Origin of the sequence: Methylobacterium sp. BE186, assembly GCF_031457035.1 — a bacterium.
Taxonomy (GTDB): domain Bacteria; phylum Pseudomonadota; class Alphaproteobacteria; order Rhizobiales; family Beijerinckiaceae; genus Methylobacterium; species Methylobacterium segetis.
The window spans coordinates 157,703-174,409 of sequence record NZ_JAVDVV010000008.1; the positions used below are offsets into that span (position 1 = coordinate 157,703).

The window sequence follows — 16,707 nt, forward strand, 5'->3', positions numbered from 1 at the left end:
CGGCGGCATGCTCCTCGATCGGCCGCTCCTGCGGCGCCTGTTCCACCTCGGTGCGCTCGCCACCCGCGGCATGACCCTCGGCGTCCGCGGCGCGGCGATCGACGCGTCGGGCCGGGTCTGCCTCGTGCGCCACACCTACATCGCGGGCTGGCACCTGCCGGGCGGCGGCGTCGAGCCGGGCGAGACGGCGCTCGACGCGATGCTGCGCGAGTTCCGGGAGGAGGCCGAGATCCGGCCCGATCCGGCGGTGGCCCTGCGCCTGCACGGGCTCTACCGGAACGCGGCGGCCGCGGGGCGCGACCACGTCGCCCTCTTCGTCGCCCCCGCCTTCACGGTGGAGCGGGAGAAGGCGCCCGACCGCGAGATCGCGGCCTGCGGCTTCTTCCCCCTCGACGCGCTGCCCGAGGGCACGACGCGGGCGACCCGCGCGCGGCTCGGCGAGATCCGTGACGGCACGCCCCCCGCCGCCCTCTGGTGAGGCGGCCGCGCTTTCCGCCAAGCCGGCGAAACTCAGCGCTTGCAACACCCGGCGGAATGGTGTTTAGAGACGCCGTCCGGCGCCGCCGGGGCCACCGGCTCCGAAGCGCCAGGCAGCGAGCGGGTGTAGCTCAGGGGTAGAGCACAACCTTGCCAAGGTTGGGGTCGAGGGTTCGAATCCCTTCGCCCGCTCCAAATTTCCCAACCGACCGAATGACTTAAAGGCCGCCTTCGGGCGGCCTTAGTCGTTTCCGGTCGGTACGCGGTCCGTGTCCATCGTCGCGTTCGTGCCCGATGCCTCAGGGTCCGGAAGGACGCCAAACCCAGTCGGAGATCCGGGATGCCCATCAAGGCGCTCAACGACCGCAAGAAGCTCTCGAACGACTTCAACGAGGCCAACGACGCCTTCATCGACGAGGTGCTCGCCGCGCTCCAGGCCGGTGAGATTCCCGTCGATCTCGCGCGGGCCTATCTCGCGCACCCGGTCGCCATGATGCACGCCGGCGGCGCGCAGGCCGTGGCCGAGTACTTCGACCGGATCCTGGCTCAGCGGCCGAAGATCGACTGGACGCCCGGCGCGTAGAACGGCGTCCGGATCGAGAGGCCGGGCACGCCGAGGGCGGCGCCCCGTGCCAGGGCCGGAGCCGGACCGGAATTCCGCGGCGGCTTGTCTCCGCGCGCCGACCGGCTGCTCGCCCAGGAAACCTGCCATTTGCGGGCGAATTCCTCGGGCACGTAGTGGCGGCCATCCGGCTCCCGGATCTGCACGGCACAGCGCGCGTCGCTGAGTTCCAGAGCCCGCGCGAGGGCGTCCCCGACGGTCACGAAGACCTCGCGGATCGGGCGGCCATCCGTCTGCGCGACGACGAGCAGTGTCATAGACCGTACATAGGTCGAGTTTGCGTTTTTTTGGAACGCACTTTTCTGCGAGATGCTCCCTAGCGGATTGCCGAATGATCCTGCCGCGGCGCAGCCCTTCGGCTGCGGAGCCGGTCCCGCGACCGCTCCCGCCCGGGCCGCTCGGGCTCCGGGCCCCCGCCGTCACGAGCCCGTCACCCTGCGAAATCAAGTCCTGAGGGGCTGACCGGATGCCCGGCTTCGACGACGCGGGCGGTGCCGCTGGGGAACGGCCGCTCGGTCCTCTTCAGCAGGGCTTGGGACTGGGCCAGCCGTTCCCGCGAGCGCGCCAGACGCTCGGTGGTGTCGCTCCAGGAATGCCGGGCCGCGCGCACGCGCTCGCGCGCGCTGACGAGGGTCCTGTCCGGCTGGGTTCGCATCACGATACGCCTCCGCGTCGTGACGGAATCGGCCTTAACCTGGGTTAGGTTCCGGCGCGGTGCGTGACTTTCGGCGGCGCCGGCGGGGCTGCACCGCGCAGTGACGGGATGCAGCGAGCGATCACGTTTCGCGCCCCTGCGGCGTTGATCGCGATCAACCGCCGCCGGGGCCTCAGGACGCGTCCTGGCGCGAGATCCGGCTCGGCAGCAACTCGCCGCTCCGCTCCAGCATCGGGTAGGCCGCGGCGGCGACGAGGTGGGAGTTGATCAGCTTGATGTCCCGCAGCAGGTCGAGGTGGAGCGCGCTGGTCTGGGCGGCCTCGAGGCGCCCGTCGCGCAGGCGCTCGACATGCTGCGTCGTGGCCTGCGCCTCCGCGTCCCGGAAGGCCACCTTCTCGTCCGCGAGGAGGCGGGCCGTGCGCAGGTCGGTGGTGACGAACAGCGACGCGGCCGTCCGCAGGTTGACCGACAGGCGCTCGATGAGCGCGATCACCTCGGCCTGATCCTCCTTCGCGAAGCTCAGCCCGCGCTTCAGCTTCTTGCTCGCATGCGGCAGCAGGTTGCGGTCGACGATGTCGCCGGCCTGTTCGAGGTTCATCGCGAAGGCCAGGATCTCGTTGAGGCGCCGGTGGTCGCTCTCGCCGAGCTCGTCGGGGTCGAGGGAGGTGAGATAGGCCTTGATGGCGGTGTTCAGGTGGTCGAGCACCTCGTCGAGGCGGCGCGTCCCGGCGATGAGGCGCCGGTCGCCCGTCTCGAGCGCCGCCCGGGCGCCGTTCAGCATCTCGCCGAGGACGTCGGCGAGGCGCAGGGCCTCGCGGGCGGCGGCCCCGAGGGCGACGATCGGCGTCTCCCGGGCGGCGGGGTCGAGATAGAGCGGCCGCGCGGGATCGGCCGGGTCGACGCGCTGCGGCAGCCAGCGCCGGAGCAGGGCGGCGTAGGGCGTCAGCAGGGGCAGGAAGGCCGCCGCCAGCGTCAGGTTGAACAGGGTGTGGAAGTCGGCCACCGCGCGGGCGGGGTCGGGCTCGAGCCGCGTCAGGAGCGGGCCGACGAGGGGGAGCGCCGCGAGCGCCGCGAGGACGCCCGTCACGCGGGTCAGGAAATTGCCGATGGGCAGGCGCCTGGCGGCCGGATCGTCGCCCGAGGGCCCTTCGAGCACCGGGTTGATCGCGGTGCCGAGATTCGCGCCGAGCACCAGGGCGAAGGCCGCGTCCGGCGCGATGACGCCCTTCGACGCCAGGGACATCACGAGGAGCACGACCGCGACGCTGGAATGGGCCGCCCAGGTGAGGGCCGCGGCGAGGCAGACGTCGAGCAGGGGCGTCGCGGAGACGGTCCTGAGGAGGAGGCGCAGGGCCGGCGCATCCTCGTAGGCCTCCATCAGGGCGAGGAGCTGGTGGAGGGCGAGCAGCATCAGCCCGAGGCCGATGAAGACCCGCCCCAGGTCGTGCGCCCGCGTGCTGGAATCGCGCCGGAACAGCATCACGCCGAGCAGGATGAGGGCGGGCGAGAGGGCGGCCACGTCGAAGGAGAGGGCCTGGACGATGATGGTCGTGCCGACATTCGCCCCGAGCATCACCGCGAGCGCCGGCACCAGCTCGACCAGGCCGCCGGCCGCGAAGCCGGCGATCATCAGCCCGGTCGCGGTGCTGCTCTGGAGCAGCGCCGTGACGCCGATCCCGGCGAGGAAGGCCGAGGCGCGGTTGCGCAGGGCGCTGCCGAGGATGGCGCGCAGATTCGCGCCGAAGGCGCGCTGGATGCCTGTCTGCACCATGTGCGTGCCCCACAGGAGCAGCGCGATGGCGCCCGCGAGGTCGATCAGCGTGAACGAGACGCCCATGCGTCAGCGCCCTCCCTTCAGCGGGGCGCGCGGCGCCCGGCAGCCGAGACGTCCGGTCCCGCCCGCGTCGCGCTGCGACGGAAGGAGGCCGGGCCGGCTGATTAGCCAGCTAACACAGCTTGCACCGAACCGTGCGGCCCCGGCAACCGGGAGCCTCCCGGTCAGGCCGGCAGGGTGAGGCGCACCTCGAGGCCGCCGAGGTCGGAGGGGCCGAGCGCGAGGGAGCCGCCGTAGAGCTCGGCGAGCTCCAGGGCGATGGGCAGCCCGAAGCCGTTTCCGGGCTGGCTCTCGTCGAGGCGCCGCCCCCGCTTCAGCACGGCCTCCGCGGCCTCGCCGTCGAGGCCCGGCCCGTCATCGGCGACCCGCACGACGACCTCGGCGCCGGCGCGCCGCGCCTCGACCCGGACGCGGCGACGGCACCATTGGCAGGCATTCTCGATCAGGTTCCCCAGCATCTCGTCGAGATCCTGAGGGTCGCAGGCGACGCCGAGGCCGTCGGGAATCTCCGAGGCGAAGGCGATGTCCCGGTCGGCATGGATGCGGGTGAGGACGAGGCGCAGATCGGCCACGTGCGCGGCGAGGTCGACCCGGCTCCGGGCCGGCCCCCCGATCGCCGCCGCCCGGGCCCGGCGCAGGTGATGGCGGACCCGCCGGTCCATGCCGTCGACGAGGCGCGCGAGGGAGCCGTCCCGGCCGGAGCCCGCATCGTTCAGCGCCATCGACAGGGTCGCGAGCGGCGTCTTCAGGCTATGGGCGAGGTTGGCGACGTGGGCGCGCGCGTGCTCCAGGTTGGCCGCGTTCTGGTCGAGGAGCGCGTTCATCTCGCAGACCAGGGGGCGGATCTCCGCCGGCTGCCGCTCCGGCAGCCGGGCGAGGGCGCCGGCGCGGATCTCGGTGAGCTGATCGCGCAGCCGGCGCAGGGGGCGCAGCCCGAGGCGGACCTGGACGAGAACGCCGGCGAACAGGAACAGGCCGATCACGCCGAGGCAGAGGGCCAGCGTGCGCAGAGCGTCGAGAACCGGCCCGCGCAGGGCGGCCTTCGGGGCGGAGGCGGCGACGATCGTGGGCGGCTCGCCCGCCGCGCCCGGCACCGTCAGGATGCGCAGGATCAGGCCCTCGCCCCAGGGGCCGGTGCCGTCCGCCGGGGCGGGCCCGTCGTCCCGGCGCCTGCGCGGGATCTCGGGCAGGGACAGGTCGCGCCCCTCCAGGGAGGCGGAGCCGAGCCGGGCGCCGCCGCGGCCGACCTGCCAGTACCAGCCCGAACGGGGCCGGTCGAAGGGCGGGCCGTCGCGGTCGCGCCCGAGGGAGAGGGCGCCGCCGGGGCCGGGGCGCAGGTCCGAGACCAGGGAGAGGAGGCGGTCGTCGAGGCGGCCGTCGACCTGCCCGCGCACGAAGCGGTGGAGGACGAAGCCGATCGACAGGCCGGCCGCGATCAGGGCGACGCCGAGGAACGCCCCGGCCGCCAGCAGGAGGCGCCGCTGCAGCGAGCCCGGGCCGCCGAGCCACCGCCGCGGCGCGGGCGGGCGAGGCGGGCGAGGGGGCAGGGTCACGGGGCGCCGGCCGGCATCAGCCGGTAGCCGAGGCCGCGCACGGTCTCGATGGCGGCGGGCGCGATCTTGCGGCGCAGGCGCGTGATGATGACCTCGACCGAGTTCGAATCCACCTCGGCATCCCCGTCATAGACCCGCTCGATGAGCTGGGCGCGCGGCACCACGGCCTCCTTGCGCAGGATGAGGGCGCACAGCACCCGCCATTCGAGCCCGGTCAGCCGCAGGGGCAGCCCGTGATGCTCGAAGGTGCCCAGGCCCGCGTCGAAGGCGAGGGGGCCGCAGATCACGCGGGGCGCGCCCCCGGCCTGGGCGCGGCGCACCAGGGCGCGCAGCCGCATCACGAGCTCCTCCACCCGGACCGGCTTCACGAGGTAGTCGTCGGCGCCGGCCTTGAAGCCGGAGACCTTGTCGCTCCAGCCGTCGCGGGCCGTCAGGACGAGGACGGGCATCGTGCGGCCCGCCTCGCGCCAGCCCCTGAGCACCGAGACGCCGTCGCGCCCGGGCAGGCCGAGATCGAGCACGACCGCGTCGTAGGCCTCCGTCTCGCCGAGATGGCCGGCATCGACGCCGTTGCGGGCGAGATCGAGCGCGAAGCCCTCCGCGCGCAGCGCCCGGGCCAGTTCAGCGGCGAGGGCCGCGTCGTCCTCCACCAGCAGGATCTTCATCGCGGGATCCTCGATCGCAGGATCCTCATGCGAGGACCGTCCGTCACAGGGGCGCGCCTAGCCGGCGCCGTTTAACCGAACCTGAACGAAGCGGTTCAGCGTGAGTTTCGGCCCCCGTCCTAGAAACCCGGCATCCCGACAGGGGCAACGCGCTTCAGGACAGGACATCATGAGCGACGAGACGATCATCGACGGCACGGCCCGGCCGGTCCCGAGCCCCGCGCCGAGCGCGGCGCAGAGCCCGGAGCAGAGCCCGAAGCAGAGCCCGGACCTGCGGCGCCGGCACCGCCGCGGCCTCGTGGTCGGCGCCATCGCCGCGCCGCTCGCCCTCGGCGCCGTGGGCCTCTCCCTGGCCCAGCCCGGGCCGGCGGTCGCGCCCACCCCGGTCGCGCCGGGCGCCATCTCGGACCTCGCCCCGTCAGGGGCCATCGCGGTCAGGGGCGAGGTCGCCGAGATCTTCGGCAACAAGTTCGTCCTCCAGGACGGCACCGGCCGGGCGCTCGTCGAGACCGGGCGCGCGGGCGAGGACGGCACGCTGGTCGCCAAGGGCGAGACCGTCACCGTCCAGGGCCGGTTCGAGACGGGCTTCCTGCACGCCGCGCTCATCACCCGCGCGGACGGCACGCCCGTCCTCTTCGGCCGGGCCGGCGGCCCGCCGCCCGGCAGCCTCGACTGGGTCCGCGACAAGGCCGGGCTCGGCCCGCGGCCGGACGTTCCGGCGCTGACGGCCAGCGTCGAGAAGGCCGGCTACGGGGACGTGCGGATCACGGGCCGCGGCCCGCGTCACTGGGAGGTCGCGGCCAAGGGGCCGGACGGGCGGGAGCGGCTGCTCCATGTCGGCTTCGACGGGCGCATCCGGGAGCGGCCGCTGCTCTGAGGCGGACGCATAAAACTACAGGTTGATGACTTGCGAAACTCGCAACTGGCGAGAGCTTATTCAGTCCCTTTCGCATCATCACTGGTTCGTGATGGATTATCCAGGAACCTCAACCAGTAGTGAAACTTGAGCGGCGGCGGCCCGCGGGGACGCCGCCGCGTCCCCCCACGGGGACGATTCGTCACGGAGCACGGCCCGATGCACGCTGAGACCATCCGCCCGGGGAATACGGGCCGCGCGCCGGCCGCGCGGGCGCGCGGCGCCTGAGATGGCGGCGCCCGGAGAGAGCGCCGCGCGGGGAGGCGGGGGCGAGCCCTTCGTCGTCCTGCATGTCGGCGACCTGCACCTGACGGGCCGGGGCGAGGCCAATGCGCGCGACCTCGCCGCGATCCTCGACCAGATCGCCGGGCTCGCGCCGCGGGCGGCCTTCGACTTCGTCTACCTGCCCGGCGACATCGCCGAGGACGGGACGGCGCGCCAATACGCGATCCTGCGCGCGGCGCTCGCCCGCCACCCGGATCTCCCCATCCGCCTGATCCCCGGCGACCACGACCGCCAGCACGGCTCGATCGACGCCTTCCACGACCTGTTCCGCGCGGTCGCGGGAAGCCCGCGCGGCGGGGGCCACGCGGCCGTCCTCAACCGCCTGCCGCAGCCCGAGGCCGAGCGGGAGGTCGCGCAATTCTACTCCGCCGAGACGGTCTCGGGCGTGCGCTGCCTGTTCGTGGACGTCGTCAGCGCCGGCTTCGGCCGCAAGGGCATCGGCCTCGACTTCCGCCTCGGCCGGCCGCAGGCGCTCTGGCTCTCGGAGGAGATCACCGCCGCGGCGGCGGCCGGCAGGCCCTGCGCGATCTTCATGCACGCCTATCCGGACGACCTGCGCGAGCCGGACGAGCGGCTCGACGTGGCCGGCCTGATCTGGAACGGGCGCGTACGCCTCGTGGAGATGGGCCACACCCACTACAACGAGCTGGCCCATGACGGGCGCAGCCTCTACGCGGCGGCCCGCTCCGTCGGCCAGAACGAGGACGGCTCGGTCGGCTACGCGGTCGCGGTCATCGACGGCCCCGTGACGAGCTGGCGCTTCCGGGCGCTCGACCGGGCGCCGCCCTTCGTCCTCATCACCAGCCCCGCCGACCGGCGCCTCGCGGCGCGGCCGGCGAGCGAGGAGACGGCCGGCCTCGTCCGCGACGCGCGCGGGCGGATCCGCGTGCGCGCCCTCGTCCTCTCCGACCGGGAGCCCGCCTCCTGCCATTGCCGCGCCGACCGGGGCGCCTGGACCCCGATGGCCCGCGTCTCGGCGCGCTGCTTCGAAGGCTGGATCGCGTGGCCGGCCGGCGCGCGCAACCTCCAGGTCGAGGCGGTGGATCCCCGCTGGCCCGGGCACGGGCCGGACTTCGTCGACACCGACGCGATCGAGCCGCCGCCCCTCCCGGCAGGGACCCGGGACACGGCGCCCCCGGAGGAGCCGGCCCTGCCGCTCAGGCCGGGAAGCGACGCCTTCCGGATCGGCCCCTGGCTCGCCAAGGGCGTGCGCGGCGACCAGCTCGGCCCCAACCGGGCCGGCCGCAAATGGTGAGGGGCGCCTGCCCGAACCCCGCCGCCGGTGCTAACCGGCCGTCCCCACCCTGACGACGAGAGACGACGATCGTGGCTGCCGCCCTGGGGCTTCCCCTCAACCTCGCGACCTGGACCATCGCCGCCCTGGCGACGCTCGGCGTGATCCTGCGACCCTTCTCCTGGCCGGAGGCGATCTGGGCGGTGACGGGGGCGCTCCTCCTCGTCGTGCTCGGCCTGATGCCCTGGCAGGTGGCGCTGGAAGGCGTCGCCAAGGGCACGGACGTCTACCTGTTCCTCGTGGGCATGATGCTGCTCTCGGAGATCGCCCGGAAGGAGGGCCTGTTCGACTGGCTCGCCGCCCACGCGGTGCGGGCCGCGAAGGGCTCGGCGACGCGGCTGTTCCTGCTCGTCTACGTCGTGGGCACGGTGGTGACGGTCTTCCTGTCGAACGACGCCTGCGCCGTCGTGCTGACGCCGGCCGTCTTCGCCGCGACCAAGGCGGCCGGCGTCGAGGAGCCGCTGCCCTACCTGTTCATCTGCGCCTTCATCGCCAACGCGGCGAGCTTCGTGCTGCCGATCTCGAACCCGGCCAACCTCGTGGTCTTCGCCGAGCACATGCCGCCGCTGGGCCAGTGGCTCGCGACCTTCACGCTGCCCTCGATCCTGGCGATCACGGCGACCTACGTCGCGCTCCGCCTGACGCAGAACGCCCGGCTGCGCGGGCAGAGGGTCGCGACCGAGGTCGAGACGCCGGCCCTCCGGCTCGGCGGCCGGCTCGCGGGCGCGGGCATCGTCGCCACCGGCGCGGCGCTGATCGGCGCCTCGGCGGCCGGGATCGACCTCGGCCTGCCGACCTTCGTCGCGGGCCTCGCCACCACGCTCCTCGTCCTGCTGATCAACCGCGGCGGCCTCGTCGCGGTCGTGAGGGACGTGTCCTGGAGCGTGCTGCCGCTGGTGGCCGGGCTCTTCGTCCTCGTCGAGGCCCTGGAGAAGACGGGCATCCTGCGGATGCTCGCCGACCTCCTGAAGCGCGCCGCGCAGGGCGACCCCGCCGCCACCGCCTGGGCCGGCGGCGCCCTCGTCGCCCTCGGCTCGAACCTCGTGAACAACCTGCCGGCCGGCCTGCTCGCGGGCGCCTCCGTCCAGGCCGCCGGGGTCCCCCAGACGGTGGCGGGCGCGATCCTGATCGGGGTCGACCTCGGGCCGAACCTGTCGGTGACGGGCTCGCTGGCGACGATCCTCTGGCTCACCGCGATCCGGCGCGAGGGCGAGGACGTGTCGGCCTGGGCCTTCCTGAAGCTCGGGCTCGTCGTGATGCCGCCGGCCCTCGCCCTGGCGCTCGCGGCCCTGATCCTCGCCTGATCCCCGCCTGATCCCTGCCCGGCCCGGAGGCGCGCCCGCCGTGAACGCAGCCCTGCTCTACCCCTTCATCCTCGTGGCGGGCGCCCTCCAGGCGCTCGGCAATTCCATGAACGCCCAGTTGCGCGGGCGCCTCGTCAACCCGTTCCTGGCCGCCATGGTCTCGTTCCTGCCGATCGTCTTCGTCTTCGCGACGCTGTTCCTCGTGATGCCGGTGCCGCTGCCCGGCCTCGACACCCTCGGCCGGATGCCCTGGTACGCGCCGCTCGGCGGCGCGGCCGGCGCGGTGGCGGTGTTCGGCGGCCTCGCCCTCGTCGACAAGGTCGGGGCCGGGCCGTTCAACGGGCTGACGCTGACGGCCAACATCCTGACCTCGCTCGCGATGGACGCCCTCGGCCTGTTCGGGCTGCCGGCCGCCGGCTTCAAGCCGATGCCCTGGCTCGGCGGGCTGCTGATGGCCGTCGGCGTGTCCTTCATCGCCCGCGTCGCGCCGGAGGCGGGCCAGGAGAGGGGCCGAGAGCAGGGCCAGGAGCGGGGCGCGGGCCACGGCCTCGACCCGAAGCTCCTCTATCCCTTCATCGTCGTCGCGGGCGCCCTCCAGGCCATCGGCGTCGTCTGGAACGCGCAGCTGCGCGGCGCCCTCGTCAACCCCTGGCTCGCGGCGACCGTGTCCTTCCTGCCCGTGGTCTTCGCCTTCGCCTTCGTATTCCTGATCCGCCCGGCGCCGCTGCCGACGCGGGAGGACGTGTCCGGGATGCGCTGGTGGATGCCGCTCGCCGGCCTGACCGGCGCCGTGGCGGTGTTCGCCGGCCTCCTGTTCGTGGACACGGTCGGCGCGGGCGCCTTCAACGGCCTCCTGATCACCGCCAACCTCCTGACCTCGGTGGCGCTCGACCATTTCGGCTGGCTCGGCATGCGGCAGGTGCGGGCGGGCCCCCGGCGCCTCGGCGGGGCCGCCCTGATGGTGGCGGGCATCGTCCTCATCTCCCTGGTCTGAGGGCCGGGGCGATGCGGACCGGGCTCGCCTGGCTCCTGCGCAAGGAGACGCTCCTCCTCGCGGCGGCCATCGCCCTGGCGGCGGGCGCGGGCGCGGCCTGGTACCTGCTGCAGGCGACGGTGCTGACGATCGCGGTCGCCCCGCGCGACGGGACCGAGCCGGAGCTGATCAAGGCCTATGCCGACGCCCTCGAGGCCGGGGGCGAGGGCGTCCGCCTGAGGATCCTGCCCTTCGACGACGTGCGCGAGAGCGCCGCCGCGCTGCAGGACGGCCGCGCCGACCTCGCCGTGGTCCGGCCCGACGTGCTGCTGCCGACGAACGGGCTGACCCTCGCCATCCTGCGCGACCAGGCGATGGTCATCGCCTCGCCGGACCAAGCCCCCGTCAAGGGCTTCCCGAAGCTCGCCGGCAAGCGGCTCGGCATCGCCGCGCACCGGGACGCCGACCTCTCGCTGCTGCGCAACATCCTCGGCTATTACGGCCTCGCCCTGGAGACGGCGGAGGCGGGGGGCGCCGCCTCGCGCGAGCGGGCCGTCCACCTCGTCCCCGTCAACCAGGAGGCGGTCGCCGCCGCCTTCCGGGAGCGGCGCATCGACGCCTTCGTCAGCATCATCGCGCCCTCCGCCCCCAAGGCCCTCGCCCTCGTCGGGGCCGTGCGCTCGGTCGCCCGCAACGGCCGGGTCGAGTTCGTCGCGGTCGAGGATGACGGGGCCGTGATCGAGCGCTTCCCCCGGCTCCAGTCGGTGACCGTGCCGGGCGGCCTGTTCGGGGGCGACCCGAAGCTGCCGGCCGACGACGTCAAGACGGTCGGCGCCTCCTACCGGCTGATGGCGCGCGCCTCCTTGAGCCGCGTCGTGGCGGCCGACGTGACCCAGCAGCTCTTCGAGAAGCGCACCGCCGCCGCACGGGCGACGGACGCCGCCGAGTACGTCCAGGCCCCGGCCTACGACACGACGGCGGCGGCCACGAGCGCGCGCATCCCGATCCATCCCGGCGCGATCGACTATTACGAGCGCGAGCAGCACGGCCTCGTCGACCGCTACGGCGACACGCTCTACCTCCTCGGCGCGCTGGCCGGCGGCCTCGTCTCGGTCCTGGCCTGGATCCGCCAGCGCCTGGCCGGGCTGCGCCGGGAGCGCATCGACGAGATCGTGGACCGGCTGATCGAGGTGATCGGGCTCGCCCGCGCCGCCCGGGATCCGGCGCAGATCGAGGCCCTCACGGCGGAGGTCGACGCCCTCGCGGCCGACGCCGTGCGCTTCGCCCGCGCGCGCGAGCCCGACGCCCGCACGATGTCGGCCGTGTCCATCGCCATCGAGACGGCGCGGTCGACGCTGGCGGACGGCCGGCGCGGCGCGGCGCGGCGCGGCGCGGCCGGCCGGTAGGGGCGCGAAGGCCCCCGACACCCTGCGCCCGGCTAAGGGCCTCGGCAGCCGGGGCCTCGCCGGAGCATTCGCAGGTCGAGAGCGGCCCGCGCGGCGGCCGCGGACTGCACAGCCCAACAGCCGATTGGCGCGGAAAGATCAGCTCTCCCGTATCAATCTACCAAGAGAAACATTCGGATAAATTTCTGCGTCAATTTTGCACCCCGGGGCGAGAGAACATGGAACGATTACGAGGCGTTAAGCAGGCTCATCGTTGATTTGGAGATGATCTTGGTCAAACGTTTCGCTCTCGCCTCCTCGGCTCTCGCGGCCGCTCTCGCCTTCGCGCCGGTCAGCGCCGATGCGCGGCCGTTCGGCGGCCCGGGCTTCCACGGCGGTTTCGGCGGATATCGCGGCGGCTTCGGTGGATATCGCGGCGGCTTCGGCGGATACCGCGGCGGCTTCGTCGGCGCCCGCTACGGCGGCTTCCGCGGCGGTTACGGCTACCGGCGCGGCTTCGGCTACGGCGGCGTCGGTCTCGGCCTGGGGCTCGGCCTCGCGGCGGGCTACGGCCTCGGCTACGGCTATCCCGCCTACGGCTACGGGTACCCGGCCTACGGCTACGCGCCGGTGGGGTATGATGGCGGCCCCTACGGCTACCGCTACCGGCGCCCGTACCCGTACTATTACGGCTACTGAGGCGACCCGCACCGCAGCCCGCCCGGCCCCCGGCCGCGGCGGGCTTCTTCATGCCAGGAAGCAACTCCTGCGAGTTCGTGTTGGCGTGCCGCAATCTAGGATTTTTCGTGCGGCCGCGAAACCGGGGCGCGTGCGCGACCGTACCCGCCGGATGGCGTCCATCCGGAACCTCCCTCTCAGCCCGAACCTCTCGCCCGACGTGGTCCGCGCCGCCCGCCGGCGGCTCGCCCTCGCCGTCGGGGACCTGGCGCGGCTGGCCGATGTCGAGCCCGACATCGTCAGGGCCCTCGAGGCGGGCGAGCCCGTCGCCGACATCCGGGAGGTCGAGAGGGTGGCGGACCTCCTCGGCCTGCGCGCCCATCCCCGGCCCGCGGCCTGAGGCGCGCGAACGGGGCCTGCTGGGCGAACGGCCCCAGTGAAACCGTGAGGTGAAAAACTAGGGTGCAGGGCTCGCGTGAAAGGCTCGGGTGCAAGGCTGAGGTGCAAGGATCGGGTGAAAGGCCCGGATCGCTCCGGGCCTGCCGGGATCAGCGGCTTCCGGACCCGCCCCGCGCGCCGGCCGACGCGCCGGAGCCCGCATCGGTCGCGCCGGTGCTGTTCGAGGTGCCCGAGCGGCTCATTCCCGTCGAGCCGGCCGTGCCCGTCGAGCCGGCCGTGCCCGTCGAGCCGGTCGCGTCGTCGCGCTTGTAGCCCGCGGCGTTCGGCGGCCCCTGCATCTTGCCGTCCTGCTTGCCCATCTCGTGACCGGGCGCGCGGCCCGACCCGCCGGATGGGCCGGTATTGTCCGCCGCCCAGGCGGCGCTGCCGAGGATCAGGGTGCCGGCGACGGCGATCGCAAACGTCCTCATCGGGATCTCCTCTCGCGTCTTCTCGGGGCCGCCTCGCGGGGCGGCCCTGAGCTAACGCCCGCGGAGCGGGGAGCGTTCGGTCGCGGGCCTCGCGCGGCGGATCGGCGGCGCCGTCAATGCGCGCGCTCGGCGTAGATCGACCACGCGTGCGGCGCGTAGGGTCCCGGCGCCTCGGAGGCGGGCCGGCGCCCGGGCGCCTCGGCCTCGATGTCCTCGATGGCCCGGTCGACGAGCGCCCGCGGGTCGTCGCCCGCGGCGACGAGGAGGCGGAGGGCGGCGATGAGCTGGGCGTGGGCGTTGGACATGGCGTCACCTGTGCCTGTGCGAGACGGGCAGTGAAGCGCAGGACGGGGCCGCGGACTGTGCGCGGGTTCACAGAGCCGGATTCAGGCTCCGGCCGCCGCGAGCCGCGCCTCCACGAGGCTCCGGTAGCCGGATCCGAACAGCCGCAGATGCACCAGGGCCGGCCAGAGCTGGTAGATCGGCACCCGCTCCGCGAAGCCCGGCTCGGCCGGGCCGTAGGCCGCGCGGAAGGCGGGGCCGGGGCCGCCGAACAGGGCCAGCATGGCGAGGTCGACCTCCGCATGCCCGTAATGGCAGGCCGGGTCGATCAGGCCGGTGACGCGGGCGCCGTGCCGGAGCACGTTGCCGCTCCAGAGGTCGCCGTGGAGCAGGGCCGGGCGCGGGCGCGCGGGCAGCCGCGCGGGCAGGGCGGCGGCGAGCGCCTCGACCCGGCGGGCGAGGCCGGGCTCGAGATGGGGCAGGTGGGGGGCGAGGCGGCGCTCGGCGAAGAAGGCGGGCCAGTCCGCGCTCGCGCCGTTCGGGATCGCGACGGGGCCGAAGGCGTAGTCCCGGTCCCAGCCGTAGCGCGCCCCCGTCGCGGCGTGGAGCCTCGCCACGGCGCGGCCGAGATCCGCATCCGCGCCGGAGCCCGCATCCGCGCCGGAGCCCGCATCCGCCGGCAGGCGCTCCATCACGAGGGCGCGCGCATCCGCGGCGAGGATGCGGGGGGCGGGCGCCCCGCTCGCCGCGATGGCCCGCAGCATCGCCGCCTCCGCGAGCGGGTCCGGCCCGTCCTTCACGACGGCCTCGCGCCCGTCCGCGAGGACGATGCCGACGAGGCGCGAGAGCTGGCCGCCATTCATCGCCCGCGTCCCGGCAAGCCGGCCGCCGAGGAGGTCCGCCCCGATCTCGGCGAGCCCGGTCACCGCCGCGCGAGCCGCGCCACGAGGGCGCGCGCCCCCGCGCTCACATCGGCCCAGGCGACGTCGAAGGCCGCGTCCGCCTCGTAATAGGGATCGGCCACGGCCTCGCCGGCCCGCCCCGGGACGTGGTCGAGGAGGAGCGAGAGCGCGGCGCCCCCGTCCGGCCGCATCCGCTCCAGCGCCGCGAGATTGTCCGGGTCGAGGGCGACGACGTGCGTGAAGCGCGCGAAATCCTCCGCGCCCACCTGCCGCGCCCGGTAGCCGGAAATGTCGGCCCCGTGGCGCCGCGCCACCGCCTGGGCGCGCCGGTCCGGCGGCTTGCCGACGTGCCAGTCGCCGGTCCCGGCGGAATCCGCCTCCGCGTCGAGCCCGGCCCGCGCCGCCTCGGCGCGGAAGGCGGCCTCCGCCAGCGGGGAGCGGCAGATGTTGCCGAGGCAGACGAACAGGATGGCGGGCCGACGGGCCTTCATGGGGCGGGTTCCTCGCGAGGGTGCGGCCGAGCTTAGACGGCCCCGCCCCGGTGGGACAGGATCGCGCGCCAGGATCGCGCGCCAGGATCGCGCGCCAGGATCGCGCGCCAGGATCGCGCGCCACGGCCGCGCCCGCCCGCGCGAGCCCTGCGTGCGAATCGGAACAGCACTTGTGCGGATGCAAGAATTCATGCACGCGCTGAGGCACGAGTTTGCTAGAGTGGCCGCCGATCGTCGGCACGCGACCCAATTCCCGGCGCCGAAGCGTCGCCGCAACGCACACGACAGGGCGTGGTTCGAGATGCCTTCCGTTTCTGGCATGCCGAATACTGGCAGCAGCCATGGCGACAACTACAAATTTTGCTCCTCGCTTTTCAGGACTGCGCTGGACTCCATCGGCGAGGCGGTCGTCATCACCACCGCCGCGCTCGAGCCGCCGGGGCCGGTCATCGCCTACGTCAACCCGGCCTTCACCCGCCTGACGGGCTATCCGGAGCAGGAGGTGGCGGGCCGGAGCCCGCGCATCCTGCAGGGCCCCCTGACGGATCGCGCCGCGCTCGACCGGCTGCGCGCCGAGCTCGCCCGGCGGGAGGCGTTCGAGGGCACGACGACGAATTACCGCCGGGACGGGACGCCCTACATCCTGCACTGGCACATCACGCCGCTGCGCGACGAGGCCGGCGCCCTGACCCACTGGATCTCCCTGCAGCGGGAGGTCGGGCCCGAGGGCTATGTCGAGCCGGATCCCCACCGCCGCCTGCACGACCTCGAAGCGCAGGCCGAGGCGGCCCTCGCGCGACGGGCCGAGGCGGAGGGAACCGAGGCCGCGCGGGCACTGGCGGTGCGGGAGGTCCGTGCCACCCTGGGGCTGGTGCGCTCGATCGTGCGCCGCACGGCCGACACCGCGGAGGCCGCGGACGAACTCGTGCTGCATCTCGACGACCGCCTTCGGGCGGCGGGCCGCCTCAAGGTCGCGGCCCTGCAGAGCCGGCCGGGGCTCGGCCTCGCCCACATCGTCGGCGAGGAGCTCTCCGCCTTCGAGGCGTCCGAGCGCGGCCGCGTCCGCATCGCGGGGCCGGAGGTCACCCTGCGCGGCCGGGCCGCCGAGCTCCTCGGCCTCGCGATCCACGAACTCACGGCCAACGCGGTCTCGTTCGGGGCGCTCGCCGAGGCGGCCGGGACGATCTCGGTGCGCTGGCGCGTGGAGCGCCGGAGCGGGGCGCCGCGCCTGATCCTGCGCTGGGTCGAGGCCGGGGCGGGGCAGCCCGTCCGCCCGCCCGCCCGCGCGGGCTTCGGCACGACCTTGCTGGAGCGGGTGCTGCCGGACGAGATCGGGGCGCGCACCGCCCTCGCCTTCGCGCCGGGCGGGTTCGCCTGCCGGCTGGAGGTGCCGCTCCCGGAGGATCCCGGGCGAATCGCCTGAGCGCGCGCGAGCCGGGACGGCTCGGCGCATCGGTCAAGGCTTCCTCAACGGCGGGCGGGGAGGGGGCGTCCCGTTCCGGGACCCGCCCCCGTACGGCGC

General features: G+C 74.3%; 19 protein-coding genes and 1 tRNA gene. 11 read left to right on the forward strand and 9 right to left on the reverse strand.

Translation table 11 applies throughout. The annotated features are described in order from the left end of the window. The first annotated feature begins 7 nt into the window (after positions 1-7). The 3 genes from J2X36_RS11535 (at position 8) to J2X36_RS11545 (ending at position 1,060) form a co-directional block, all read left to right on the forward strand. Positions 8-478: an NUDIX domain-containing protein gene (locus tag J2X36_RS11535; RefSeq protein WP_310349797.1), complete on the forward strand. Its 471-nt coding sequence runs from the start codon at positions 8-10 to the stop codon at positions 476-478. 119 nt (positions 479-597) lie between these two features. After that, positions 598-672 (forward strand) — tRNA-Gly (locus tag J2X36_RS11540). A 145-nt stretch (positions 673-817) separates the two neighbouring features. Next, complete coding sequence (locus J2X36_RS11545) at positions 818-1,060, forward strand: hypothetical protein (RefSeq protein WP_310349799.1); 243 nt, start codon at positions 818-820, stop codon at positions 1,058-1,060. On the opposite strand, the gene J2X36_RS11550 is transcribed toward J2X36_RS11545, so the two are convergent. From J2X36_RS11550 to J2X36_RS11570, 5 genes are all read right to left on the reverse strand, one after another. Next, positions 1,024-1,356, reverse strand: a complete 333-nt coding sequence (locus J2X36_RS11550; protein ID WP_310349801.1) for a hypothetical protein — start codon at positions 1,354-1,356, stop codon at positions 1,024-1,026. The genes J2X36_RS11545 and J2X36_RS11550 overlap by 37 nt on opposite strands. Before the next feature lie 173 nt (positions 1,357-1,529). Further along, positions 1,530-1,757, reverse strand: a complete 228-nt coding sequence (locus J2X36_RS11555; protein WP_310349803.1) for a hypothetical protein — start codon at positions 1,755-1,757, stop codon at positions 1,530-1,532. Between the two features lie 169 nt (positions 1,758-1,926). Beyond that, positions 1,927-3,591, reverse strand: coding sequence for a Na/Pi cotransporter family protein (locus tag J2X36_RS11560; protein WP_310349805.1), 1,665 nt, complete (start codon positions 3,589-3,591; stop codon positions 1,927-1,929). Between the two features lie 161 nt (positions 3,592-3,752). Beyond that, a complete protein-coding gene (locus J2X36_RS11565; RefSeq protein ID WP_310349807.1) occupies positions 3,753-5,141 on the reverse strand; it encodes a HAMP domain-containing sensor histidine kinase in 1,389 nt (462 codons plus the stop codon). Continuing rightward, positions 5,138-5,806, reverse strand: a complete 669-nt coding sequence (locus J2X36_RS11570; RefSeq protein WP_132255751.1) for a response regulator transcription factor — start codon at positions 5,804-5,806, stop codon at positions 5,138-5,140. The genes J2X36_RS11565 and J2X36_RS11570 overlap by 4 nt, the downstream gene beginning before the upstream one ends. Before the next feature lie 169 nt (positions 5,807-5,975). On the opposite strand from J2X36_RS11570, the gene J2X36_RS11575 reads away from it, so the two are divergent. The 7 genes from J2X36_RS11575 to J2X36_RS11605 all read left to right on the forward strand — a co-directional run bounded on the left by J2X36_RS11575 (position 5,976) and on the right by J2X36_RS11605 (position 13,041). After that, positions 5,976-6,683 (forward strand): DNA-binding protein, encoded by a 708-nt coding sequence (locus J2X36_RS11575; protein ID WP_310349809.1) that lies wholly within the window; start codon positions 5,976-5,978, stop codon positions 6,681-6,683. Between the two features lie 268 nt (positions 6,684-6,951). Then, the gene (locus J2X36_RS11580) at positions 6,952-8,262 is read left to right on the forward strand and encodes a metallophosphoesterase (RefSeq protein WP_310349810.1); all 1,311 of its coding nucleotides are present in this window, start codon (positions 6,952-6,954) and stop codon (positions 8,260-8,262) included. 71 nt (positions 8,263-8,333) lie between these two features. After that, on the forward strand, positions 8,334-9,605 hold the full coding sequence (locus tag J2X36_RS11585; protein ID WP_165937936.1) for an arsenic transporter: 1,272 nt from the start codon (positions 8,334-8,336) through the stop codon (positions 9,603-9,605). Between the two features lie 40 nt (positions 9,606-9,645). Further along, positions 9,646-10,599 (forward strand): DMT family transporter, encoded by a 954-nt coding sequence (locus J2X36_RS11590; RefSeq protein WP_310349812.1) that lies wholly within the window; start codon positions 9,646-9,648, stop codon positions 10,597-10,599. A gap of 11 nt (positions 10,600-10,610) precedes the next feature. Continuing rightward, entirely contained in the window at positions 10,611-11,984 is a 1,374-nt protein-coding gene (locus J2X36_RS11595; RefSeq protein ID WP_310349814.1) for a TAXI family TRAP transporter solute-binding subunit, read from the forward strand. Between the two features lie 270 nt (positions 11,985-12,254). Next, the gene (locus J2X36_RS11600) at positions 12,255-12,662 is read left to right on the forward strand and encodes a hypothetical protein (RefSeq protein WP_310349816.1); all 408 of its coding nucleotides are present in this window, start codon (positions 12,255-12,257) and stop codon (positions 12,660-12,662) included. Positions 12,663-12,792: 130 nt separating this feature from the next. Further along, positions 12,793-13,041, forward strand: coding sequence for a transcriptional regulator (locus tag J2X36_RS11605; protein ID WP_132255761.1), 249 nt, complete (start codon positions 12,793-12,795; stop codon positions 13,039-13,041). A gap of 148 nt (positions 13,042-13,189) precedes the next feature. Here the strand turns inward: J2X36_RS11605 and J2X36_RS11610 are convergent, their stop codons facing one another. The 4 genes from J2X36_RS11610 to J2X36_RS11625 form a co-directional block, all read right to left on the reverse strand. Further along, positions 13,190-13,510 carry a hypothetical protein gene (locus tag J2X36_RS11610; protein ID WP_310349818.1) on the reverse strand — a complete coding sequence of 107 codons (321 nt, stop codon included), beginning with the start codon at positions 13,508-13,510 and terminating at the stop codon, positions 13,190-13,192. 113 nt (positions 13,511-13,623) lie between these two features. Continuing rightward, the gene (locus J2X36_RS11615; protein ID WP_132255763.1) at positions 13,624-13,815 is read right to left on the reverse strand and encodes a hypothetical protein; all 192 of its coding nucleotides are present in this window, start codon (positions 13,813-13,815) and stop codon (positions 13,624-13,626) included. Between the two features lie 81 nt (positions 13,816-13,896). Next, positions 13,897-14,718, reverse strand: a complete 822-nt coding sequence (locus J2X36_RS11620; protein WP_310349820.1) for a fructosamine kinase family protein — start codon at positions 14,716-14,718, stop codon at positions 13,897-13,899. Further along, positions 14,715-15,185, reverse strand: coding sequence for a low molecular weight protein-tyrosine-phosphatase (locus J2X36_RS11625; protein WP_132255764.1), 471 nt, complete (start codon positions 15,183-15,185; stop codon positions 14,715-14,717). Before J2X36_RS11625 ends, J2X36_RS11620 begins: the two co-directional genes overlap by 4 nt. A gap of 319 nt (positions 15,186-15,504) precedes the next feature. On the opposite strand from J2X36_RS11625, the gene J2X36_RS11630 reads away from it, so the two are divergent. Further along, positions 15,505-16,608, forward strand: a complete 1,104-nt coding sequence (locus tag J2X36_RS11630) for a PAS domain-containing protein (protein WP_310349822.1) — start codon at positions 15,505-15,507, stop codon at positions 16,606-16,608. Positions 16,609-16,707 lie beyond the last annotated feature (99 nt).